This is a genomic window from Streptomyces sp. NRRL S-87, assembly GCF_000719335.1.
GTDB lineage: Bacteria > Actinomycetota > Actinomycetes > Streptomycetales > Streptomycetaceae > Streptomyces.
In genome coordinates this window covers 1-25,430 of sequence record NZ_JOGB01000087.1, presented here as the reverse complement: position 1 = coordinate 25,430, position 25,430 = coordinate 1, and the positions used below count along the sequence as shown (strand labels likewise).

The 25,430-nt window shown below is 77.1% G+C and carries 5 protein-coding genes and 1 pseudogene; all 6 read right to left on the bottom strand.

All coding sequences use genetic code 11. From position 1 onward, the window contains the following. A pseudogene (locus IF43_RS40115) lies at nt 1–7,239 on the bottom strand (type I polyketide synthase); the annotation flags it as partial. Nucleotides 7,240–7,483: 244 nt separating this feature from the next. Further along, a complete protein-coding gene (locus IF43_RS37235) occupies nt 7,484–23,302 on the bottom strand; it encodes a type I polyketide synthase (RefSeq protein ID WP_063753444.1) in 15,819 nt (5,272 codons plus the stop codon). A gap of 286 nt (nt 23,303–23,588) precedes the next feature. Next, entirely contained in the window at nt 23,589–24,317 is a 729-nt protein-coding gene (locus tag IF43_RS43280) for an acyl carrier protein (RefSeq protein ID WP_234332629.1), read from the bottom strand. Nucleotides 24,318–24,370: 53 nt separating this feature from the next. Then, nucleotides 24,371–24,496, bottom strand: a complete 126-nt coding sequence (locus IF43_RS43275) for a KR domain-containing protein (protein ID WP_234332628.1) — start codon at nt 24,494–24,496, stop codon at nt 24,371–24,373. Continuing rightward, on the bottom strand, nt 24,442–24,624 hold the full coding sequence (locus IF43_RS43270) for a KR domain-containing protein (RefSeq protein ID WP_234332627.1): 183 nt from the start codon (nt 24,622–24,624) through the stop codon (nt 24,442–24,444). Before IF43_RS43270 ends, IF43_RS43275 begins: the two co-directional genes overlap by 55 nt. Nucleotides 24,625–25,172: 548 nt before the next feature. Next, a partial coding sequence (locus IF43_RS43265) for a hypothetical protein (RefSeq protein WP_234332626.1) occupies nt 25,173–25,430 on the bottom strand: 258 nt, incomplete at its 5' end.

Sequence of the window (25,430 nt, the reverse complement as noted above, 5' to 3'; positions counted from 1 at the left end):
TGGCACGACCTCCGCCTCGGAGGCCTGGACCGCGATCATCACGCCGCCGGTCGGCAGCGCCTGCATCAACCGGCCGCGCGCCGCAACGAGTTCGCAGGCATCGGCCAGCGACAGGACGCGCACACCGCGTCCAACGCCGCCGCGAACACCGGCTGGGCCGCGTACAACTCACGCCCCATACCGAGCCGCTGACTGCCCTGACCGGTGAACAGGAACGCCGTCCCGGCGCTCCTGGCGACCGTGCCCCGGAGCAGTCCCGCTGCCGTGCGGCCGGCGGCGAGGGCGTCGAGGGCGGTGGCGGCCGAGGCGCGGTCCGTCGCCACGACCACCGCGCGGTGGTCGAAGGCGGCGCGGGTGGTGGCCAGGGAGCGGGCGAGGTCCGCGAGCGCCAGGTCGGGGCGGCGGTCCAGGTGCGCGCGCAGGGCTCCGGCCTGGTCGGCGAGCGCCTCCGCCGTGCGCCCGGCGAGGCGCAGGGGCAAGGGCCGGGGCAGGGGCAGTGGGAGCACGGCCTCGGCCGGCGCGGGTTCGGGGGCCTGGTCCGGGGCGGGGTCCTCGGCGGTCGGCGCCTGCTCGATGATCGTGTGGGCGTTGGTGCCGCTGATGCCGAACGAGGAGACCCCGGCCCGGCGCGGGCGGCCCGTCCGGGGCCACGGCACGGGCTCGGTGAGCAGGCTGACGGCGCCCTGCGACCAGTCGACGTGCGGCGAGGACCGGTCGGCGTGCAGGGTGCGGGGCAGGACGCCGTGCTGCATGGCCAGCACCATCTTGATGACGCCGGCGACGCCGGCGGCGGCCTGGGTGTGGCCGAGGTTCGACTTGATGGAGCCGAGGTGGAGCGGTCGGTCGGCGGGGCGGTCCTGTCCGTAGGTGGCGAGGAGGGCCTGCGCCTCGATCGGGTCGCCGAGGGTCGTGCCGGTGCCGTGGCCCTCGACGGCGTCGACGTCGGCGGCCGCCAGGCCGGCGCTCGCGAGCGCGGCGCGGATGACGCGCTGCTGGGACGGACCGTTGGGGGCGGTGAGGCCGTTGCTCGCACCGTCCTGGTTGATCGCCGAGCCGCGCACCACCGCCAGGACCGGATGGCCGTTGCGGCGGGCGTCCGACAGGCGCTCGACGAGCAGCATGCCCACGCCCTCGCCCCAGCCGGTGCCGTCGGCGTCGGCGGAGAAGGCGCGGCAGCGGCCGTCCGCGGAGAGGCCGCGCTGGCGGCTGAAGCCGACGAAGGTGCCGGGGGTGGCCATGACGGTGACGCCGCCCGCGAGGGCCAGGTCGCATTCGCCGCTGCGCAGGGCCTGGGCGGCCATGTGGAGGGCGACCAGTGAGGACGAGCACGCGGTGTCGATGGTGACGGCGGGGCCTTCGAGGCCGAAGGTGTACGAGATGCGGCCGGAGGCGATGCTGCCGGTGCTGCCGGACCCCAGCGAGCCGTCCGCGCCGTCGGTGGACCGCTCCAGCAGCGCGGCGTAGTCGTGGTACATCACGCCGGCGAAGACACCGGTGCGGCTGCCGCGCACGTCGGCGGGGTCGATACCGGCCCGCTCGAAGGCCTCCCAGGTGGTCTCCAGCAGCAGCCGCTGCTGGGGGTCGGTGCCGACGGCGTCGCGCGGGCTGATCCCGAAGAACGCCGGATCGAACCCGGCGACGTCGTGCAGGAAGCCGCCGTGGCGGGTGTAGGAGGTGCCGGGGTGGTCGGGGTCGGGGTGGTACAGGGTCTCGACGTCCCAGCCGCGGTCGGCAGGGAAGCCGGTGATGGCGTCGCCGCCGCCCTCCAGCAACCGCCACAGCTCCTCGGGGGTGGTGACGCCGCCGGGGTAGCGGCAGCTCATCGCGACGATGGCGATCGGGTCGTCGGCACCGGCCGGCGCGGCGTGCGCCGTGACGGCCGCCGTGCGGGGCGGGCGGTCGTCGTCCCCGCCGAGTGCGACGGCCAGGTGGCGGGCGAGGGCCAGCGACGTCGGGTAGTCGAAGATCAGCGTGGCGGGGAGGCGGCGGCCGGCGGCCGCGCCGACGCGGTTGCGGAGCTCGACGGCGGTGAGGGAGTCGAAGCCCAGCTCGCTGAAGGCCTGTTCGGGCTCGACGGCGTCGGGCGTGCCGTGGCCGAGGACACCGGCCACGTGGCCCCGGACGAGGTCGAGGAGCAGCTTCTCCCGCCCCGCGGCGTCGAGGCCGCGCAGGCTCTGTTCCAGGCCGGACGGCTCCGTCCGGATCCGGCTGTCGGTCGCGGGGCCGGCGGCGGTGCGCCGTACGGGCGTACGGACCAGGCCGCGCAGCAGCGGGTGCACGCCCGGGCCGGTGGCGGGCAGGGCCAGCCGCATCGGCACGAGGTGGGCCCGGCCGGCGGCGCCGTCGTCGCCGTGCCCGGCCGCGGCACCGCCCGCCGCGGCCGCGGCCGCCGTGGTCCCGGCCGCGGCGAGGGTGTCGGCGAGGTCGAGGAGGGCGAGGCCGTCGGCGGCCGTGAGTCCCTGGACCCCGCCGCGCCGCATGCGTTCCAGGGCGGTCCCGTCGAGGGCGCCCGCCATGCCGTCGGCGTCCTCCCACAGGCCCCAGGCCAGGGAGAGGGCCGGGAGCCCGTGGGCGCGGCGGTGCTGCGCGAGGGCGTCCAGGAAGGAGTTGGCGGCGGCGTAGTTGCCCTGGCCGGGCGCGCCGAACACGCCCGCGGCGGAGGAGAACAGCACGAAGGCCGACAGGTCGGCGTCGCGGGTCAGCTCGTGCAGGTGGAGGGCGGCGTCGGCCTTGGGCCGCAGGACGGAGTCCAGGCGTTGCGGGGTGAGGGAGTCGACGACGCCGTCGTCCAGGACGCCGGCCGTGTGGACCACGCCCGTCAGCGGGTGCTCGGCCGGGATGCCGGCCAGGACGGCGGCCAGCGCTTCGCGGTCCGCGGCGTCGCAGGCCGCCCAGGTGACCTCGGCGCCCAGGTCGGTCAGGTCGCGCGTCAGGTCCCCGGCGCCGGGCGCCGTGGCCCCGCGGCGGCTCAGGAGCAGCAGGTGCCGCACGCCGCGCTCGGCCACGAGGTGCCGGGCGACGAGCCGGCCGAGGGTGCCGGACGCGCCGGTGACCAGGACCGTGCCGTCGGCGTCGTGGGCGGGCGCCCCGACCGGGGTGCCGGTGCCGCTGCCGGCGGGCGTCCGGGCCAGGCGGGGGGCGTGCGCCGTGCCCGCGCGCAGGGCGACCTCCGGTTCCTGGGACGCCAGGACGGCGTCGAGGACGGATCCGGGGAGTTCGCCGGGCGGTACGTCGGTGTCGAGGAGGACGAAGCGGCCCGGGTGCTCGGACTGCGCCGAGCGCACCAGGCCCCGGACGGCGGCGGCCACCGGGTCGGCCGCGCCGTCGCCGGTACGGACCGGCACCGCGCCCCGGGTGAGGAGCACGAGCCGGCTGTCGGCGAGGCGGTCGTCGGCGAGCCAGGTCCGCAGCAGGTGGAGCGCGTCGTGCGCGGCCCCGTGCACGGCTTCGGGGGTGAGTGCGGGCGCGGCCGGCAGGTGGACCGCGACGGTGCCCGGCGCGGGGGTGCCGGAGTCGAGGGCCGCGGCCAGCGCCTGGGCGGCGGCCGGCCCGTCGAGGACGAGCGCCGGCGCCTGCGGCGTGCCGGGGGCGGGGAGGGTGAACGGCGTCCAGTCCACGTGGAAGAGGTGGTCGCGGGGCCCGCCCGGGCCCGCGTCGAGGTGCTCGGGCGACACGGTGCGCAGCGTCAGTGCGGCGATGTCGGCGACGGGCGCCCCGGCGCCGTCGGCCAGGGCCAGCGACACCGTGTCGGGTCCGGCCTTGGACAGCCGTACGCGCAGGGTGGCGGCGCCCGCGGCGTGCAGGGCCACCCCGGACCAGGAGAACGGCAGTCGGGCGCCGCCGGCGTCCTCGACGAGTCCGGCGAGGCCGATGGTGTGCAGGGCGGCGTCGAGCAGGGCGGGGTGCAGGCCGAACCGGTCCGTCCCGGGCTCGGGTCCAACGGCCGGCTCGATCTCGACGTAGGTCGCGTCACCGCTGGTCCAGGCAGCCCGGACGCCCCGGAAGGCGGGGCCGTAGTCCAGCCCGGCCTCGGCGAGCCCGGCGTACAGTCCGTCGACGGGCAGCGGGACGGCGTCGGCCGGCGGCCAGGCTCCGGGGGCGAAGGACGGTTGGGGGGCGCCCGTCGCGAGGACGCCCTCCGCGTGCCGGGTCCACGCCGGGTCGGCCGCGTCGGCGCCGGCAGCGGCGCCGTCGGCGGGCTCGGGTCGGGAGTGCACGCCGAGGGTGCGGCGGCCGGTGGCGTCGGGGGCCCCGACCCACAGCTGCACCTGGACGCCGCCGGTCTCGGGGAGCACGAGCGGCGCGTGGAGGGTGAGTTCCTCCAGGAGGTCGCAGCCCACCTGGTCGCCCGCCCGGACGGCCAGCTCCACGAAGGCGCTGCCGGGCAGTACGGCGGATCCCAGGACGACGTGTTCGGCGAGCCAGGGGTGGGTGTCGAGCGAGAGCCGGCCGGTGCACAGGACGCCGTCGAGGCCGGCGAGGGCGACGGCGGCGCCGAGCAAGGGGTGTCCGGCGGCGCCCAGGCCGGCGGCGGAGAGGTCGGTGGCGGGGCGTCCGGCGTCGAGCCAGTAGGGCTCGCGCTGGAAGGCGTACGTGGGCAGGTCGACGCGGCGGGCGCCGGTGCCGGCGTGGTAGGCGTCCCAGTCGACGGCGGTGCCGCGGACGTGCAGCCGGGCGAGGGCGGCGGCCAGGGTCTCGGCCTCGGGCCGGCCGGTGCGCAGGACGGGTACGAAGGCGGCGGTGGAGGAAGCGGACGGCCTCGCGGACGTGCCGGACCCAGAAGTCGGCGGAGCCCATCTCGTCGGTGACCACCGCGCCGGTGAGGTTCGAGACGACCGGGATCCGGGGGGCGGCGTACGCCAGGCCCTCCGCGACCTCCCGGAAGGCGTCGAGCATGCCGTCCATGTGCGGCGAGTGGAAGGCGTGGCTGACCGCCAGACGCCTGGTCTTGCGACCCTGCGCCTCGAAGGCATCGGCGACCGCGACCGCCGCGGCCTCGTCGCCGGAGACGACCACCGACTGCGGACCGTTGACCGCGGCGATGCCCACGCCCTCGGTGAGCAGCGGCGCGACCTCCGCCTCGGAGGCCTGGACCGCGATCATCACACCACCCGCCGGGAGCGCCTGCATCAGCCGCCCGCGGGCCGCGACCAGGGTGCAGGCGTCGTCCAGGGAGAACACGCCGGCCACGTGGGCGGCGGCGATCTCGCCGATGGAGTGGCCGGACACGAAGTCCGGTGTCACGCCCCACGACTCCAGCAGCCGGAACAGCGCCACCTCGACCGCGAACAGGGCCGGCTGGGCGTACTCCGTCCGGTCCAGCATGTCGGCGTCGGTGCCGAACAGGACCTGGCGCAGGGGCAGTTCCAGGTGTGCGTCGAACCGCTCGCAGATCCCGTCCAGCGCGGCGGCGAACACCGGGTGCGCCGCGTACAGGTCATGTCCCGCCCCCGGGCGCTGGCTGCCCTGGCCGGTGAACAGGAAGGCCAGCTTCCCGGCGACCGGGCGGCCCCGGGTGACGCCGGGGGCGGAGTCCTCCGGACCGAGGTCGGCGAGGGACTCCAGGGCGCGCAGGAGTGCGGTCCCGTCGGCGGCCGTCAGGACCGCCCGGTGGTCGAAGGCGGTGCGTCCGCTCGCGAGCGAGTGGGCCACGTCCCCGGCGCGCAGTCCGGGGTGGGCCGTCAGGTGCGCGTGCAGCTTCCGGGCCTGGGCGCGCAGGGCGGCCGGGGACTTGGCCGAGAGGGTCCACAGCGGGGGCACGGGGGCACGGTCCGTCCGGGCGGCGGCCGGGCCGGCCGGCGGCTCCGCACCGGGGAGCTCCGGGGCCGCTGCGGAGTCGGGGGTCCCCGTGTCTTCCGGCGCCTGCTCGATGACGGTGTGGGCGTTGGTGCCGCTGATGCCGAACGAGGAGACGCCGGCCCGCCGCGGGGCCCCGGTCTCGGGCCACGGCACCGGTTCGGTGAGCAGCCGTACGGCGCCCTCCGTCCAGTCGACGTTCGGCGTGGGCCGGTCGACGTGCAGGGTCCTGGGCAGCGTGCCGTGGCGCATCGCCATGACCATCTTGATGATGCCCGCGACGCCGGCGGCGGCCTGGGTGTGCCCGATGTTGGACTTGATCGAGCCGAGCAGCAGCGGCCGGTCGGCGGGGCGGTCCTGCCCGTAGGTCGCCAGCAGCGCCTGCGCCTCGATCGGGTCGCCGAGCGTGGTACCGGTGCCGTGGGCCTCCACGGCGTCGATCTGGGCGGGCGAGAGGCCGGCGCCGGCCAGCGCGTCGCGGATGACGCGCTGCTGGGAGGGGCCGTTGGGGGCGGTGAGGCCGCTGCTCGCGCCGTCCTGGTTGACGGCGGAGCCGCGGATGACGGCGAGGACCGGGTGCCCGTTGGCGCGGGCGGCGGAGAGCCGCTCCAGGACGAGCATGCCCGCGCCCTCGCCCCAGCCGGTGCCGTCGGCGGCGGCCGCGAAGGACTTGCAGCGGCCGTCGCCGGCCAGGCCGCGGTGGCGGCTGAACTCGGTGAACGTGCCGGGTGTCGACATGACGGTGACGCCGCCCGCCAGGGCGAGGGTGCACTCGCCGCTGCGCAGGGCCCGGGCGGCGAGGTGGACGGCGACGAGGGAGGAGGAGCAGGCCGTGTCGACGGTGACGGCCGGGCCCTCGAGCCCGAGCGTGTAGGCGATCCGGCCGGAGGCGATGCTGCCGGAGCTGCCGTTGCCGAGGAAGCCCTCGATCTCCTCGGGGACGCTGAACAGCCGGGCGGCGTAGTCGTGGTACATCAGGCCCGCGAAGACGCCGGTGCGGCTGCCGCGCAGCGAGGTCGGGTCGATGCCGGCCCGTTCGAAGGCCTCCCACGAGGTCTCGAGCAGGAGCCGCTGCTGCGGGTCCATGGCGAGGGCCTCGCGCGGGGAGATCCCGAAGAAGCCGGGGTCGAAGTGGTGGGCGTCGTGCAGGAATCCGCCCACCTGCTCGTACGCGTCGATGCCGCTGTCCGGGTCGGGGTCGAAGAGGACCTCCTGCGGCCAGCCCCGGTCGGCGGGGTACGGCGTGGCGGCGTCCCGGCCGCCGGCGACGAGCTCCCACAGCGCCTCGGGCGTGTCGACGCCGCCGGGGTAGCGGCAGCTCATCGCCACGATCGCGATCGGTTCCTGGTCGCGCTCCTCGACCTCGCGCAGCTTGCGGCGCGCCTCGCGGAGATCGGCCGTCGCCCGCTTGAGGTAATCGAGGTACTTCTCCTCGTTCACCATGTCTTACGCCATCCCCGTGCTCGAAGTGGTCAGATTCGTCAAGGTCGTCGGAGCGGTCACGGCCGTTCCGCGCAGGTGGTGGTCCGGGCTCCGCCGTTCGCGGTGCCCGTCGTCCTGGTGCCGCCGGTCCCGGGACCGGTGGTCCCGGTGCCGGAGGCCTTGGCGCCGGTCGCCCCGGTGGCGGTCGTCCCGGTGCCGGTCGTCCCGGTGCCGGTCGTCCCGGCGCCGGTCGTCCCGGCGCCGGTCAGGACAGGCCGAGTTCGTCGTCGAGGAGGTCGAAGAGCTCGTCGGCCGTGGCGGCCTGGATGTCCCGCTCTTCGGCGGCGCTGTCCGGTGCACTGTGCGTGTCATTCCACTTCGCCATGAGGTCTCGCAGCCGGGCGGTGATGCCCGCGCGGTCGGCGTCGTCGGGCGCGACGGCCGCGAGGAGGGATTCGAGCGTGTCGAGTTCCGCGTGGACGGAGGGGCGGGCGGCGGCGTCGCGGCCGATCCGCTCCCCGATGTACGCGGCGAGCGCCGCCGGTGACGGGTAGTCGAAGATCAGCGTGACGGGCAGCCGGAGCCCGGCGGCGGCGGTGAGCCGGTTGCGCAGGTCGACCGCGGTCAGCGAGTCGAAGCCCAGGTCGAGGAAGCCCCGTTCGGCGTCGACGTCGTCGGCCGTGCCGTGGCCGAGGACCGCGGCGATCTGGCCGCGGACCAGCTCGTCCAGGGCCTGGTCCCGTTCCGCGGCCGAGAGGCCCGCGAGCCGGTCCGCCAGGGTGCCCACCGGTTCGGCGGCGGTTGCGGAGGCGGTCCGGGCCGCGGGGGCGGCGGCCCGACGCGCCGGGGTGCGGACGAGTCCGCGCAGCAGCGGCGGCAGGGTGCCGTCGGCGGCCTGGGCGCGCAGGACGGCCGGTTCGACGCGCATCGGGACGAGGACGGCCTCGTCCATGGTCCGGGCGGTGTCGAAGAGGGCCAGGCCCTCTTCGGGGGTGAGCCCGGTGACACCGGCGCGGGCCATCCGCGTGAGGTCGGCCTCGTCGAGGGCGCCGGCCATGCCGTCGGCGGTGGCCCACAGGCCCCAGGCCAGGGAGCTCGCGGTCAGGCCGCGGGCCGCCCGGTGCTGGGCGAGGGCGTCCAGGAACGCGTTGGCGGCGGCGTAGTTGCCCTGCCCCGGAGCTCCGAAGGAGCCGGCGACCGAGGAGAACAGCACGAAGGCGGAGAGCGGGTGGCCCTCGGTGAGCTCGTGCAGGTTCCAGGCCGCGTCGACCTTCGGCCGCAGGACCGTGTCGAGGCGTTCGGGGGTCAGGGAGTCGATGATGCCGTCGTCCAGGACGCCGGCCGCGTGGACGACCGCGGTCAGCGGCCGGTCGGCGGGTACGCCGGCCAGGACGGCCGCCAGCGCGTCCCGGTCGGCGGCGTCGCACGCCGCCCAGGTCACCTCGGTGCCCAGGGCCGCCAGTTCGCGGGCGAGGTCCGCCGCGCCGGGCGCCGCGTCACCGCGGCGGCTGAGCAGCAGCAGGTTCCGTACGCCGTGGGTCGCGGCGAGGTGGCGGGCGACGAGCCTGCCGAGGGTGCCGGTGGCGCCGGTGACCAGGACGGTGCCGCCGGTGTCGGACGCGGCGTGGTCGGGGCGGGCCCGGTCGACCGGGTGCCGGCCGGCCTCCGTGCGGGCGGTGCGGCGCAGCCGGAAGGCGTACGCCCGGCCCGCCCGCAGGGCGAACTGCGGCTCGTCGCCGGCGAGCGCGGCGGCCAGGGCGCCGAGGGAGGCGTCCGAGCCGTCGGTGTCGGCCAGGACGAACCGGCCGGGGTTCTCCGACTGGGCCGACCGCACCAGGCCCCAGACCGTGGCGTGGGCCAGGTCGGTGACGTGGTCCCCCGGTACGGCGGCCATGGAGCCCCGGGTGAGCAGGACCAGCCGGGAGCCGTCGAGCCGCTCCTCGGCCAGCCACTCCTGGACCAGGGCGAGCGCGTGGTGCGCGGCGGTGCGGGCGGCGGTGCCCCGGCCGTCGGCGGCGGCGGTGCCGGTCAGGGGGACGATGACGACGTCCGGTGCGGGGGCGCCCGCGGCGAGCCGTGCGCGCAGCGCGGCGAGGTGCGGGTGGGCGTCGAGCGGCTCGCCGCCGATGCGGAACTCCGCCCGGTCCGGTCCCAGCACGGCCCAGCGTTCGCCGGCCGGGACCGCGCCGGCGGCCGGCGGCAGGCCGGTCCACTCCACGCCGAACAGGGACTCGTGGTGGGCGGTGCGATCGGTGCCCAGCGCGTCCGCGGCGACGGGCCGCAGGACCAGCGACTCGACCGAGGCCACCGGGACGCCGGCGGGGTCGGCGAGGTCCAGGGCGAGGCCGCCGGAGGCGCCGGCGGTGATGCGGACCCGCAGTCCGGTCGCGCCGGCCGCGTGCAGCCGGACGCCGGTCCAGGCGAACGGCAGCCGGGCGCCGTCCGGTTCGGCTCCGGCGGCACCGGGTGCGCCGAGGCCGATGGCGTGGAGGGCGGCGTCGAGGAGCGCCGGGTGCACGCCGTAGGCGGCGGCGTCGGTCCCGTACGCCTCGTCGAGCGCGACCTCGGCGAAGAGTTCGCCGTCGCGGCGCCAGGCGGCGCGCAGCCCCTGGAACACCGGCCCGTAGCCGAGGCCGGCCGCGGCCGCGGCCGGGTAGAAGCCCTCGGTGGGCACCGGTTCGGCGCCGGCCGGCGGCCACGTCGCCAGGTCGGCGGGGCGGTGCGGGGCGGCGGGGGCGAGGACGCCGGTGGCGTGCCGGGTCCACGGCTCGTGCGCGGGGGCGTCGGCCGGCCGCGCGTGCAGGGTCAGGGCGCGGCGGCCCGCGTCGTCGGGGGCGTCGACGGCCACCTGGAGCTGGACGGCGCCCTGGTCCGCGAGGGTGAGCGGGGCCTCGATGGCCAGTTCCTCGAGGGTGTCGCAGCCGACGTCCGCGCCGGCCCGCAGGGCGAGTTCGACGAAGGCGGTGCCGGGCAGCAGGACGGTGTCCATGACCGTGTGGTCGGCCAGCCAGGGGTGGGTGGTCACGGCCAGGCGTCCGGTGAGGACCAGGCCGTCGGAGGCGGGCAGCGGGACGGCGGCGCCGAGCAGCGGGTGGTCGGGGGTGTCGAGGCCGGCGGCCAGCACGTCCTCGACGGAGACGCCCACGTCGAGCCAGTAGCGCCGGCGCTGGAAGGGGTAGGTCGGCAGGTCGACGGGCCGGGCGCCGGTGCCGGCGAGGAACGCCGTCCAGTCGACGGCGACACCGTGGACGTGGACCCGGGCCAGGGCGGCGGCGAGGGCCTCGGGCTCGGGGCGGTCCTTGCGCAGCAGCGGGACGCAGGGGGCGGGCTCCGCGGTGTCGGCCAGGCAGTCCTGGGCGAGCGCGGACAGGGTGCCGTCGGGGCCGAGTTCCAGGTACGCCGTCGCGCCGGCCGCGTCCAGGGCGCGCATGCCGTCGAGGAAGCGGACGGCCTCGCGGACGTGCCGGACCCAGAAGTCGGCGGAGGCCATCTCGTCGGTGACGAGCGCGCCGGTGAGGAGGGACACGACGGGCAGGCGCGGGGCCTCGTAGACCAGTCCCTCGGCGACCTTGCGGAAGTCGGCGAGCATGCCGTCCATGTGCGGCGAGTGGAAGGCGTGGCTGACGGTCAGGCGCCTGGTCCTGCGGCCGCGGGCCTCGAACGCGGCCGCGACGGCGAGGGCGGCGTCCTCGTCGCCGGAGACGACCACCGAGCGCGGGCCGTTGACCGCGGCGACGGCGAGGCGGTCGGGGTCGGTCAGCAGCGGGCGGACCTCGTCCTCGGACGCCTGGAGCGCGATCATGGCGCCGCCGGCCGGGAGGGCCTGCATCAGCCGGCCGCGGGCGGCGACCAGTTCGGCGGCGTCCTGGAGGGAGAGGACCCCTGCGACGTGGGCGGCGGTGATCTCGCCGATGGAGTGGCCGGCGAGCAGGTCGGGGCGCAGGCCCCAGCCGTCGAGCAGTCGGAACAGGGCGGTCTCGACGGCGAACAGGGCGGGCTGGGCGTACTCCGTCCGGTCCAGCAGGGCGGGGTCGGAGCCGAACAGCACCTGCTTCAGGGGGTGTTCGAGGTGGCGGTCGAGTTCGGCGGACACCTCGTCCAGGGCGGCCGCGAAGGCGGGGTGGGCGTCGTACAGCTCACGGCCGGTGCCCAGGCGCTGGCTGCCCTGCCCGGTGAAGAGGAACGCCGTGCGGTTCTCGCGGGCGGTGCCGCGGACGAGGGCGGGGGCGTCCTCGCCGCGGGCCAGGGCGTCCAGGCCGCGGAGCAGTCCGTCGCGGTCCGTGGTGAGGAGGGCGGCGCGCTGCTCCAGGGCCGAGCGGCCGGCCGCCAGGGTCAGGGCGAGGTCGGCGGTGTCCAGGCCGGTGTCGGTGAGGACGCGGGTGTGCAGGCGGCGGGCCTGGGCGCGCAGGGCGTCCTCGCCGCGGGCGGACAGGACCACCGGCACGACCGGCAGCCGCCCGGCCTCCGGGGCGGGGGCGGGAGCGGGGGCGGGGGCGGGCCGGGGGGCCTCCTCGATGATGGCGTGGGCGTTGGTGCCGCTGATGCCGAAGGAGGAGACGCCGGCGCGGCGCGGGCGGCCCGTCTCGGGCCAGGCCACCTGCTCGGTGAGCAGGGACACGGCCCCCGCGGACCAGTCGACGTGCGGGGTCGGCTCGTCCACGTGCAGGGTCTTCGGGACCACGCCGTGGCGCATCGCCATGACCATCTTGATGACGCCGGCGACACCGGCGGCGGCCTGCGTGTGCCCGAGGTTGGACTTGACCGAGCCGAGCAGCAGCGGCCGGTCCCCGGTGTGCTCCCGGCCGTAGGTGGCGAGCAGGGCCTGGGCCTCGATGGGGTCGCCGAGGGTGGTGCCGGTGCCGTGCGCCTCGACGACGTCGACGTCGGCGGCGGTGAGGCCGGCGTGGGCCAGGGCCTGGCGGATGACGCGCTGCTGGGAGGGCCCGTTGGGGGCGGTCAGGCCGTTGGAGGCGCCGTCCTGGTTGACGGCGGAGCCGCGGAGCACGGCCAGGACCTGGTGGCCGTTGCGGCGGGCGTCGGAGAGCCGCTCCAGCAGGAGCACGCCCGCGCCCTCGCCCCAGCCGGTGCCGTCGGCGGCGGCCGCGAAGGACTTGCAGCGGCCGTCGGCGGCCAGGCCGCGCTGGCGGCTGAACTCGATGAACGTGCCCGGCGTGAACATGACGGTCACGCCGCCGGCCAGGGCCAGCGAGCACTCCCCGTTGCGCAGGGCCTGCGCCGCGAGGTGCAGGGCGACCAGCGAGGACGAGCAGGCGGTGTCGACGGTGACCGCCGGGCCCTCCAGGCCGAAGGTGTAGGCGACGCGGCCCGAGACGACGCTGCTGGAGCTGCCGGTGCCGAGGTAGCCCTCGACGCCGTCGGGCACGGCGTGGAGCCGGGCGCCGTAGTCGTGGTACATGACGCCGGCGAAGACGCCGGTGCGGGTGCCGCGGACGGCGGACGGGGCGATGCCGGCCCGTTCGAAGACCTCCCAGGTGGTCTCCAGCAGCAGGCGCTGCTGGGGGTCCATGGCGAGGGCCTCGCGCGGGGAGATCCCGAAGAAGGAGGCGTCGAACTCGGCGGCGTCGTGCAGGAAGCCGCCCTCGCGGGCGTACGAGGTCCCCGGGTGCTCGGGGTCGGGGTGGTAGAGGGCCTCGGTGTCCCAGCCGCGGTTCTCGGGGAGGCGGGTGATGCCGTCCTGGCCGGCGGCCAGCAGCTCCCACAGGTCCTCGGGGGTGCGGACGTCACCGGGGTAGCGGCAGCTCATCGCGATGATGGCGACGGGCTCGTCGTCGGCCGCGGCCGCCGGGACCGAGGGGGCCCCGGGGCCGGCCGCGGTGTCCGGCTGAGGGTCGCCGACGAGCTCGGTCCGCAGGTGGCGGGCCAGGGATGTGGGGTCCGGGTAGTCGAAGATCAGGGTGGCGGGCAGCCGCAGGGCGGTGGCGGCGCCCAGCCGGTTGCGCAGCTCCACGGCGGTGAGGGAGTCGAAGCCCAGCTCCTTGAACGCCCGGCCGGAGTCGACCTCGGCCGGCCCGGCGTGCCCGAGCACCGCCGCGACCTGCGTGCGCACCAGGTCGAGCAGGGCCCGGTCCTGTTCGGGGGCGGTCATCCCGGCCAGCCGGGCCGGCAGCCCGGACTCTCCGCCGGCGGCGGTCGCGGCGGCCGCGGACCGGCGCGCCACCCCCCGGACGAGGCCGCGCAGCAGCGGGGCGACGGCGCCCGCGGCGGCCAGCGGGCGCAGGGCGTCGGTGTCGAGGCGCATCAGGGCCACGGCGGGCTCGTCGAGCGGGACGGCGGTGTCGAAGAGCTCCAGGCCGTCGGCGGCCGTGAGCGGGGGCAGTCCGGCCCGGCGCATCCGGTTGACGTCGGCGGCGTCCAGGGCGCCGGCCATGCCGTCGGCGACGGCCCACAGGCCCCAGGCGAGCGCGGTGGCCGGCAGGCCGCCGGCCCGGCGGTGGTGGGCGAGGGAGTCGAGGAAGGAGTTGGCGGCCGCGTAGTTGGCCTGGCCGGGACCGCCGAACAGGCCGGAGGTGGAGGAGAACAGGACGAAGGCGGTGAGGTCCAGGTCCCGGGTCAGCTCGTGCAGGTTCCAGGCGGCGTCCACCTTGGGGCGCAACACGGCGGAGACCCGGTCGGGGGTCAGCGAGGAGAGGACGCCGTCGTCGAGGACGCCGGCGGTGTGGACGACCCCGGTCAGCGGGTGCTCGGCCGGGATGCCGGCGAGCAGGGCGGCGAGGGCGTCCCGGTCGGCCGCGTCGCAGGCGGCCCAGGTGGCGGTGGCGCCCGATCCGGCCAGGTCGGCGGCCAGTTCGGCGGCGCCGGGGGCGGCGGCGCCGCGGCGGCCGACGAGCAGCAGGTGGCGTACGCCGTGGACGGCGGCCAGGTGGCGGGCGACCAGCCCGCCGAGGGCGCCGGTGGCGCCGGTGACCAGGACCGTGCCGTCCGGGCCGAAGGCCGGGGTGCGGTCGGGGGCGGCGGTCCGGGCGGGGGCGTCGGGACCTGCGGTCCGGGCGCCGGCGCCGGGTGCGTCCGCTTCCGCCGCTTCGACGCGGGCCAGGCGGGGGACGAGCACGGTGCCGGAGCGCAGGGCGAACCGCTCCTCGTCCGTGCCGAGCGCGGCCCGCAGGGCGGCCTGGTCCCCGGTCCCCGCTCCCGCGCCGGTGTCGGAGCCGGTCCCGGCGTCGACCAGGGCGATCCGGCCCGGGTTCTCGGTCTGCGCCGAGCGCAGCAGGCCCCAGACGGTGGCGGCGGCGAGGTCGGTCACGTCCTCACCGGGTGCCGCGGCGACGGCGCCGCGGGTGACGCAGACCAGCCGGGCGGTCGCGAACCGCTCGTCGGCGAGCCATGCCTGGGCGAGGGCCAGGGCGTCGTGGGCCGCGGCGTGCACGGCCTGCGCGGTCAGGGGTCCGGGCGCCGGGGCGAGGGCGTGGAGGACCTCGTCCGGTACGGGTGCGCCCGCGTCCACCGCGGCGGCCAGCGCGGCCAGGTCGGGGTACCGCTCGGCGTCCGCGGGGCACACCGGGTCCGCGTCGCCGAGGACGGCGTACCGGGCCGTGGCGGCCGGCTCCTGGGCGGCGGGGCCGGCGGGCCGGCTCCACTCCTGGCGGAACACGGACGCGTGGTGGGTGCGGGCGGGGTGCAGCTGGTCGGCGCTGACCGGGCGCAGGCCCAGCGACTCGACGAGCGCGACCGGCGCGCCGGCGGTGTCGGCGATCTCCAGCCGGACGCCTTCGGCTCCGGCGGGGGTGAGGCGGACGCGCAGCGCCGCGGCCCCGCCCGCGTACAGCGAGACCCCGCTCCAGGCGAAGGGCAGCCGGCCCCGGCCGTCGTCGGCGCCGATGCCCGCGAGGCCGATCGCGTGCAGGGCGGCGTCGAGCAGCGCGGGGTGCAGGCCGAACCGGCCCGCCTGGTCCTCGGAGCCCTCGGGCAGCCGGACCTCGGCGTACACGGCGCCGTCGAGCTGCCAGGCCGTGGTCAGGCCGCGGAAGACGGGGCCGTAGGCGAAGCCGATGGCGTCGAGGGCGTCGTACCGGCCCTCGAGCGGCAGCTGGGTGGCGCCGGGCGGGGGCCACGCGGTCAGCTCGAAGCCGGCGGCCGGGCGGGCGCCCTCGGCGAGGACGCCGACGGCGTGCCGGGTCCAGGGCTCCTCGGCGGCCAGGCCCTCGGCGCGGGAGTGCAGGGCGAACGGGCGGCGGCCGGCCGCGTCGGCGGCGCCGACCCCGAGGCGCAGTTGGACGCCGCCGTGCTCGGGCAGCACCAGCGGTGCTTCGAGGGTGAGCTCCTCGAGGTGGTCGCAGCCGAGCTGGTCGCCGGCCCGGGTGGCGAGTTCGACGAAGGCGGTGCCGGGCAGCAGGACGCTGCCGAGGACGGAGTGGTCGGCGAGCCAGGGGTGCGTGGTGAGGGAGAGGCGTCCGGCGAACACCATGCCGTCGGAGTCCGGCAGGGCGACGCCGGCGGTGAGCAGCGGGTGGGCGGCGTCGTCGAGGCCGATGGCGGCCACGTCGCCGAGGAAGGCGCCGGCGGGGACCGCGGGCCAGTACCGCTGCCGCTGGAAGGGGTAGGTGGGCAGGTCCACGCGCCGGGGGGCGGTGCCGGTGGCCTCGAAGTACGCCCGCCAGTCGACGCGCAGGCCGTGGGCGTGGGCGCGGGCGAGGGCGGTGGTCAGGGTGGCGGCCTCGTCGCGGCCGTTGCGCAGGAGCGGCACGAAGACCGCGTCCTCGGTGACGCACTCCTGGGCGAGGGCGGAGAGGACGCCGTCCGGGCCGAGTTCGACGTACGAGGTGGCGCCGCCGGCTTCGAGGGCGCGGACGGCGTCGAGGAAGCGGACGGTCTCGCGGACGTGCCGCACCCAGTAGTCGGCCGTGCCCGTCTCGTCGGTGACGGGGGCGCCGGTCAGGGCGGACACGAGCGGGATGCGCGGGGCCTCGAAGGACAGCTCCTCCACCACCCGGCGGAAGTCGTCCAGCATGCCGTCCATGTGCGGCGAGTGGAAGGCGTGGCTGACGGTGAGCCGCCTGGTCCTGCGGCCCCGCGCCGCGAAGGCCCCGGCGACCGCGGCGACGGCGGCCTCGTCGCCGGAGACGACCACGGACCGGGGGCCGTTGACCGCGGCGACGGACGCCCGCCCCGCGAGCAGCGGCAGCACCTCCTCCTCGGCGGCCTCCACGGCGATCATCACGCCACCTGCGGGCAGCGCCTGCATGAGGCGGCCGCGGGCCGCGACCAGCGCGCACGCGTCGTCGAGCGTGAGCACTCCGGCCACGTGGGCGGCGGCGATCTCGCCGACGGAGTGGCCGGCCACGACGTCGGGCCTCAGGCCCCACGACTCCACGAGCCGGAACAGGGCGACCTCGAGGGCGAACAGGGCGGCCTGGGTGTGCTCCGTCCGGTCGAGGAGTTCCGCGTCCGCCCCGAACAGTACGTCCTTCAGGGGGATTTCGCGGTGGGCGTCCAGGCGGGCGCAGACGGCGTCGAGCGCGTCCGCGAACACCGGGTGGGCGGCGTACAGTTCGCGGCCCGTGCCGGGGCGCTGGCTGCCCTGCCCGGTGAACAGGAACGCAGTCCGGCCCGCGAGCGGGGTGCCCTCGACGAGGGCGGCGGACGGTCCGCCGTCGGCCAGGGTCTCCAGGGCGGAGAGCAGCGAGGCGCGGTCGGCGGCGACCACGGCGGCGCGGTGCTCGAACGCGGAGCGGCCGACGGCCAGGGAGAAGCCGAGGTCGGCCGGGCGCAGTTCGGGGTGGCGGAGGGCGTGGGCGTGCAGGGCGCGGGCCTGGTCGCGCAGGGCGTCCCGGGTACGGGCGGACAGGATCCAGGGGAGGGGGGCGGCCGGGCGGGTGTCGGCGGGCTCCGCCTCGGACCCCGTCCGGGTCCCGGGTCCCGCCACGGTGGCGGGTTCCGGCGTGGTCGCGGGTTCCGGCGTGGTCGCCGGTTCGGTCGCGGGGGCGGGCTCCGTCGCGGTCGCGGGCTCCGTCGCGGTCGCGGGCTCCGTCGCGGGGGCGGGCTCCGTCGCCGGGGCCTGTTCGACGATGGTGTGGGCGTTGGTGCCGCTGATGCCGAAGGAGGAGATGCCGGCGCGGCGCGGGCGTCCGGTCTCCGGCCAGGCCGTGGCCCCGGTCAGCAGGGCGACGTCGCCGGCGGTCCAGTCGACGTGCGGGGTGGGCTCGTCGACGTGCAGGGTCTGCGGCAGCACCCCGTGCTGCATCGCGAGCACCATCTTGATCACTCCGGCGACGCCGGCGGCCGCCTGCGTGTGGCCGAGGTTCGACTTGATCGAGCCGAGCAGCAGCGGTCGGCCGGCCGGCCGGTCCTGGCCGTAGGTGGCCAGGAGGGCCTGGGCCTCGATCGGGTCGCCGAGCCGGGTGCCGGTGCCGTGGGCCTCGACGGCGTCCACGTCGGCGGCCGACAGTCCGGCTGCGGCCAGCGCCTGGCGGATGACGCGCTGCTGGGAGGGCCCGTTGGGGGCGGTCAGCCCGTTGCTGGCACCGTCCTGGTTGACGGCCGAGCCGCGGACCAGGGCCAGCACCGGGTGGCCGTTGCGGCGGGCGTCGGAGAGCCGCTCGACGAGCAGCATGCCGAGGCCCTCGCCCCAGCCAGTGCCGTCGGCGGCGGCCGCGAAGGCCTTGATGCGCCCGTCGGCGGCCAGGCCGCGCTGGCGGCTGAAGTCGATGAACGAGGCGGGCGTGGACATCACGGTCACGCCGCCGGCCAGGGCCATGGTGCATTCGCCGGCCCGCAGGGCCTGGATGGCCCAGTGCAGGGCGACCAGCGAGGACGAGCAGGCGGTGTCCACGGTGACGGCCGGGCCTTCGAGGCCCAGGACGTAGCTGACGCGTCCGGAGACGACGCTCGCCGCGTTGCCGGTGCCGAGGAAGCCCTCGGTGCCGTCGGGGGCGGCGAGGATGACGTCGAGGTAGTCCTGCCCGTTGGTTCCGGTGAAGACGCCGATCCGCTCGCCGCGCACGGTCGCGGGGGCGATGCCCGCCCGCTCGAAGGCCTCCCACGAGGTCTCCAGCAGCAGCCGCTGCTGGGGGTCCATGGCCAGGGCCTCGCGCGGGGAGATCCCGAAGAAGGCCGGGTCGAACCCGGTGGCGTCGGCGAGGAACCCGCCCTCGCGGACGTACGTCGTGTTCTCCGTGAGGGACTCCGGGTCGTAGAGGCCCTCCAGGTCCCAGCCGCGGTCGGTGGGGAATCCGGCGACGGCGTCGCGCCCGTCGAGGAGGAGCTCCCACAACTGCTCGGGGGTGTCCACGCCGCCGGGGAAGCGGCAGCTCATGCCGATGATCGCGATGGGGTCGTCCTCGGCGTCCCGGGCGTCCCCGGGGCCCTGCCGGTGCGCCGCGGTGCCCTGGGCGGCGGGGCCCGCGGCGCCGAGCAGCTCGTCCTGGAGGAAGGCGGCCAGGGCCAGGGAGTTGGGGTAGTCGAAGATCAGGGTGGCGGGCAGGCGCAGGCCGGTCCGGGCGGTGAGGAGGTTGCGGATCTCGACCGCGGTGAGGGAGTCGAAGCCGAGGTCGCGGAAGGCGAGGGCCGGATCGACGGAGGCCGGGCCGGGGTGGCCGAGGACGGCCGCGATCTGGGTGCGGACGAACTCCAGTGCGAGCGCGTCACGTTCACCGGCCGGCGCGTGGGCGAGCCGGAGGGCGAGGGAGTCGGCGGCCGGGTCGGCCGCCGCGGTGTCGGGGGTACCGGTCGCGGAGAGGGCGCGTACCGCCTCGGGCAGGTCGGCGATCAGCGGGCAGGGGCGTACGGCGGTCAGGCCGGGCGCCAGCCGCTCCCAGTCGATGTCGGCGACGACGGACGAGGTCTCGTCGAGGGTGAGGGCGGTGTGCAGGGCCGACAGGGCGGGTCCGGGGGCGAGCGCCGGGAGGCCGGCGGCCCGCAGCCGCTCGGCGACCTGCCGGTCGGCGGCCATGCCCCCGTCGGCCCAGGCTCCCCAGGAGACGACGGTGGCGGCCAGTCCCTCGGCGCGGCGCACCTCGGCGAGGGCCTCCAGGGAGGCGTTGGCGGCGGCGTAGTTGGCCTGGCCGGCGGCACCGAAGGCGGCGGCGACGGAGGAGAAGAGCACGAACGCGGAGAGGTCCAGCCCGCGCGTCAGCTCGTGCAGGATCCCGGCCGCGTACGCCTTGGGGCGCAGGACGCCGGCCAGCCGGGCCGGGGTCTGGGCGTCGAGGACACCGTCGTCGAGCACTCCGGCGGCGTGGACGACCGCCGTCAGCGGGAGTTCGGCCGGGATGCCGGCGAGCAGCTCGGCGACGGCGTCGCGGTCGGTGACGTCGCAGGCGGCGAGGGTGACACGGGCGCCCAGGTCGCGGAGTTCGGCGGCGAGGTCGGCGGCGCCGTCGGCCTCGGGGCCGCGGCGGCTGACGAGCAGCAGGTGGGCGGCGCCGTTGCGGGCGAGCCAGCGGGCCACGTGGCCGCCGAGGGCGCCGGTGCCGCCGGTGACCAGGGCGGTGCCGGAGGCGGTCCAGTCGGCGGCGGGGGCCTCGTCCCGGTGGGCGCGGACCAGTCGGCGGACGAAGACGCCGGTGGACCGGACGGCGAGGTGGTCCTCGGCGCCGGCGGCGGCGAGGAGGTCGGCGAGGCGGGCGGCGGACCGCTCGTCGGGGGTCGGCGGCAGGTCGACGAGGCCGCCCCAGCGCGTCGGGAGTTCGAGGGCGGCGGTGCGGCCGAAGCCCCAGACGGCGGCCTGGGCGGGTGCGGTGAGCCGGTCGGAGCGGCCGGTGGACACCGCGCCGCGGGTGGCGGCCCACAGGGGTGCGTGGACGTCGGCGTCGCCGAGGGCCTGGACGAGGGCGAGGGTGGCGGCGAGGCCGGCGGTGAGCGCCGGGTCCTCCGGGTGCGGCTGCTCGTCGAGGGCGAGCAGCGAGAGCACTCCGGCGGGTGCCGGCGCGCCGGTGTCCGCCGCGAGCGCCCCGATCCGGTGGGCGAGGGCGGCCCGGTCGTCCGACGCGGTGTCGACGGCCAGGGTGGCCAGGGTGGCGCCGCGGGCGGCCAGGGCCTCGGCGGCGGCGACGGCCCAGGGGTCGGCGGCGTGGGAGGCGGGCACGGCGAGGAGCCAGTGGCCGCCGGCCGGAGCCGCGGGGGCGGGGTCGGCGAGCGGCTTCCAGGTCGTCCGGTAGCGCCAGCCGGCGACGGTGTCGTGGTCGCGGTGGCGGCGGTGCCAGGCCGACAGGGCGGGCAGCACGCTGCTGAGCGGCTCGTCGCCGGCGACGCCGAGGATGCCGGCCAGCGCGCCCGGGTCCTCGCTGTCGACGGCGGCCCAGAACCGGGCGTCGAGGGCGCCCGTCGCCCGGCCGTCCGCGGGCTCGGCGGCGTCGGTGAACGGGTCGCGGGGCCAGTACAGCTCGCGCTGGAAGGCGTACGTCGGCAGCTCGACGCGGCGGCTGCCGGTACCGGCGAAGCGGGCGGTCCAGTCCGGGGAGAGCCCGCGGACGTGGGCGCCGGCCACGGCGGCCGCGAGGGTGCGGGCCTCGGGGCGGTCGGGGCGCAGGGCGGGCAGGAACGCGGCGGCCCGGGGGCCGGTGGCGGTCAGGCAGTCCTGGCCGAGGGCGGAGAGGACGCCGCCGGGGCCGAGTTCGACGTGGGCGGTGACGCCGCGGCTCTCCAGCCAGCGGACGGTGTCGAGGAAGCGGACCGCTTCGCGGACGTGCCGGACCCAGAACTCGGCGGAGGCCAGGTCCGCCGTGAGGTCGCCGGTCAGGCAGGAGACGACCGGGATCTGCGGGGTCCGGTAGGTGAGTCCGTCGGCCACCTCGCGGAAGGCGTCGAGCATGCCGTCCATGTGCGGCGAGTGGAAGGCGTGGCTGACCGTGAGCCGCCTGGTCTTGCGGCCCCGGGCCTCGAAGGCCTCGGCGACCGCCACCGCCGCGGCCTCGTCGCCGGAGACCACGACGGCCTGCGGGCCGTTGACCGCGGCGACGGCGACGCCCTCGGCGCCGGCCAGCAGCGGGCGGACCTCGTCCTCCGACGCCTGGACGGCGATCATCGCGCCACCGGAGGGCAGTGCCTGCATCAGCCGGCCGCGGGCGGCCACCAGCGTGCACGCGTCGTCCAGCGAGAACACGCCCGCCACGTGCGCGGCGGCGATCTCGCCGACGGAGTGGCCGGCCAGGAAGTCCGGCTTCAGCCCCCAGGACTCCACCAGCCGGAACAGGGCGACCTCGACGGCGAACAGGGCCGGCTGGGCGTACTCCGTCCGGTCCAGGAGGGCCGCGTCGGTCCCGAACAGCACGTCCTTCAGGGGGCGCCCGAGCAGGGGGTCGATCCGCTCGCACACCGCGTCCAGGGCTCCGGCGAACACCGGCTCCACGGCGTACAGTTCACGGCCCGTGCCGAGCCGCTGGCTGCCCTGCCCGGTGAACAGGAACGCCAGCTTGCCCTCGGTGGCGGTGCCTTCGACCACGTCGGCCGAGGGGCGGCCCTCGGCGAGCGCGGCCAGTCCGGCGAGCAGCCCGTCGCGGTCCTGCGCGACGACCGCGGCGCGGCGGTCGAGGGCGGCGCGGGTGAGGGCCTGGGCGGGGGCGACGTCCTCGACGCGGAGGCCCGGCCGGTCGGTGAGGTGGGTGTGCAGGGCGGCGGCCTGGGCGCGCAGGGCGGCCTCGGTCTTGCCGGACAGGACGACCGGCAGGACGGTCGCGGCCGCGGTGGCGTCGGGGGCGGACTGGTCCGGGGCGCTGCCGTCGGGGGCGCTGGCGTCGGGGGCGGGCTCGTCGCCGCTCTCCAGGATGAGGTGGGCGTTGGTGCCGCTCATGCCGAAGGACGAGACGCCGATCCGGCGGGGGCCCTCGGTGCGCGGCCACGGCCGGGCCTCGGTGAGCAGGGACACCTCCCCCGCCGACCAGTCGACGTGCGGGGTGGGCTCGGACACGTGCAGGGTCCGCGGCAGCAGCCCGTGCCGCATGGCCATCACGCTCTTGATGACGCCTGCGACTCCCGCGGCGGCCTGGGCGTGGCCGATGTTGGTCTTGAGCGAGCCCAGCCACAGCGGGCGGCCGTCGGGACGGTCCTGGCCGTACGTGGCGATGATCGCCTGTGCTTCGATCGGGTCGCCGAGGCCGGTCCCGGTGCCGTGCGCCTCGACGGCGTCGACCTGGTCGGGGGTGAGCCGGGCGTTGGAGAGCGCCTGCAGGATGACGCGCTGCTGGGCGGGCCCGTTGGGGGCGGTCAGCCCGTTGGAGGCGCCGTCCTGGTTGACGGCCGAACCGCGGATGACGGCGAGGACGTGGTGTCCCCGGCGGCGGGCGTCGGAGAGCCGCTCGACCAGGAGGACGCCCACGCCTTCGGCGAGGCTGAAGCCGTCGGCGTCGGGCGAGAACGCCTTGCAGCGGCCGTCGACGGCGAGGCCGCGCTGCTTGCTGTAGTCGATGAAGGTGCCGGGGGCGGCCATCAGGGTGGCGCCGCCGGCGAGGGCGAGCGAGCACTCGCCGTTGCGCAGGGCCTGGACCGCCAGGTGCAGGGCGACGAGCGAGGAGGAGCAGGCGGTGTCGACGGTGACGGCCGGGCCCTCCAGGCCGTAGGTGTAGGACAGGCGGCCCGAGGCGACGCTCGCCGCGTTGCCGGTGCCGAGGTAGCCCTCCACGTTCTCGGAGGAGCTCAGGAGCGCCGTCAGGTAGTCGTGGCTGCTGGTGCCGACGAACACGCCGACCTGCTTGCCGCGCAGCGACGTCGGGTCGACTCCCGCGCGCTCGAACGCCTCCCAGGACGTCTCCAGCAGCAACCGCTGCTGCGGGTCCATCGCCAGCGCCTCGCGCGGCGAGATCCCGAACAGCGAGGGGTCGAAGCGGGCGAAGTCCCTGACGAAGCCGCCCTGGTCGGCGTAGCTCGTGCCCGGGTTCTCCGGGTCGGGGTGGTAGACGGTCTCCAGGTCCCAGCCGCGCTCGGCGGGGAACCCGCTGATGGCGTCGGTCTCGTCGACGACCAGCTGCCACAGCTCCTCCGGCGAGGCGGCCCCGCCGGGGTAGCGGCAGCCCATGCCGACGATGGCGACGGGCTCCTGGCTCTTCGCCTCGGCGTCGCGGAGCCGCTGCCGCGTCTCCCGCAGGTTCGCCGTGACCAGCTTCAGGTAGTCCCGCAGCGTCTCTTCATTCGCCATGTAACGCAACCACCCATTTGCAGCCGACGGCATCGGAATACTGTGCTGAGCCGAGAACGAATTGGAAGATGAGGTCGCTCCGCCGTCCGGTCCGGCCGATCGGAACGACGTGCCGGAGCGTGGATATCGGAATGACCGCTCGATTGGCAGGCTATTGACGGCGCAATCCCGGCTACAACCCCTAGCCGCCCCCTAGGCACCCCTGCATTGAGCTGCGAAATGGGGCCAGCCCCCTGCTCGAATTCAGCAGGGGGCTGGCCATCTTCACCGGTGGGACGAGGAATCGTCAATAACGTCCGAGGTCCTCGTTGATAAAGGCGAACAGTTCCTCGTCGCTGGCGTCCCGGAGGAGGTCGGCCCCGTCCGCCACCCCGTCGCCGGCGGCACCCTCCGCGCCGCCGTGGCCGGTCCCCGCGCCGTCGCCGGCGGCCGTACCGCCGGCCGGGCCCGCGCCCGGCCCCCCGCCGTCGTTCCACTTCGCCAGCAGCGCCTGGAGACGCATCGTCACCCGTGCCCGGACGACGCCGTCGGAGGTCCCGCGCTCCAGGACGGTCTCCAGCCGGTCGAGCTCCTCCAGCAGCGGCGCGCCGCCCGCGGCCGCGTCGGGCACGATCCCGGCCCGCAGGTACGCGGCGACGGCGGCCGGGGTGGGGTGGTCGAACACGAGGCTGGCCGGCAGCTTCAGGCCGCTGACCGCCCCGAGCCGGTTGCGCAGCTCGACGGAGGTGAGGGAGTCGAAGCCGAGGTCCTTGAACGCGCGCGCGGCCTCGACGGAGGTCAGGTCGGGGTGGCCGAGGACGGCCGCGACGGCCGTGCGCACCAGGTCCAGCAGCAGCCGCTCCTGCTCGACGTCGGGCAGCCCGGCGAGCTGCCGGGCGAGCGGCACTCCCCCGGTCAGGTCCTCGACGGAGTCCCGTTCCACGCTCTCGACGGTCTGCCGGGCCTCCGGGAGTTCGAGCAGGAGCGGCCGGGGCCGGTCGGCGGTGAAGGCGAGCGTGAACCGCTTCCAGTCCATGTCGACCACGGTGAGGGCGGTCTCGTCGCGGTCGAGGGCGTGCCGGAGGGCGGTCAGGGTCCGGTCGGGGCGGTGGCGGCGAAGGAGGAGAAGAGCACGAAGGCCGACAGGTCCAGGTCCCGGGTCAGCTCGTGCAGGTGCCGGGTCGCGTCGACCTTGACCCGCAGGACGGCGGACACCCGGGGGCGTCGGGGCCGCGGCGGCCGGCGAGCAGCAGGTGCTCGGCGCCGTTCGCCGCGAGCCAGCGGGCGACGTGCCCGCCGAGCGCGCCCGTACCGCCCGTGAACCTGGTCCTCGGAGCCGTCACCGGCCAGCACCGCCACGAGCCGGTCGAGGGTCCGGGCGTCGGTCTGCGGGGGCAGGTCGACCAGACCGCCCCAGCGGCCGCCCTGCTCCATGGAGGCGACCCGGCCCAGACCCCACAGGAGGGCCTGCTCCGGGTCCTCGACCCGGTCGGAGCGCCCGCAGGCGACCGCGCCGCGCGTCACGCACCACAGGGGCGCGGCGACCTCGGCGTCGCCGAGCGCCTGGGAGAGCGCGAGGCCCGCGCCGAAGTGCTCCCCGCCGCCGAGGGCGAGGAGGGAGAGGACGCCGGATTCGGCGGGTTCCCCGGCCGCCGCCTCGAGCGCGGCGGTCAGCGTCGCGCGGTCGGCGGCGGCCGCCGCGACGGTCACGGTACGCACCTGGGCGCCGCGCTCGGCGAGCGTCCGCAGCACGGCGTCGACGGCCTCGGCGCCGGGACCGGACGGCGCCTCGGGCACGACGACCAGCCAGGTCCCGGAGAGGCGCGGGGCGGTGGGGTCCGCGAGCGGCTTCCAGGTGACGCGGTAGCGCCAGCCGTCGACCGCGGACTCCTCACGGCTCCGGCGCCGCCACGAGGAGAGCCCCGGAAGGACCTCGCCGAGCGGCCGCCACCGCCACGGGAGCCGCCTCCGGCCAGTACCGCTGCGACTGGAAGGCGTACGTGGGCAGCTCGACCCGACGGGCCCCGGTGCCCTCGAACACCGATCCCCAGTCCACCTCCACACCCCGCACCCACGCCTCGGCCAACGACAACCGCAACCGCTCCAGGCCACCCTCACCACGCCGCAGCGACCCGAGGACGGCCGCCTC

Bases quoted from the DNA above. Each gene is read 5' to 3' on its own strand.
- IF43_RS37235 (WP_063753444.1), bottom strand. From the start codon at position 23,302: ATGGCGAATGAAGAGACGCTGCGGGACTACCTGAAGCTGGTCACGGCG.
- IF43_RS43280 (WP_234332629.1), bottom strand. From the start codon at position 24,317: ATGGACTGGAAGCGGTTCACGCTCGCCTTCACCGCCGACCGGCCCCGG.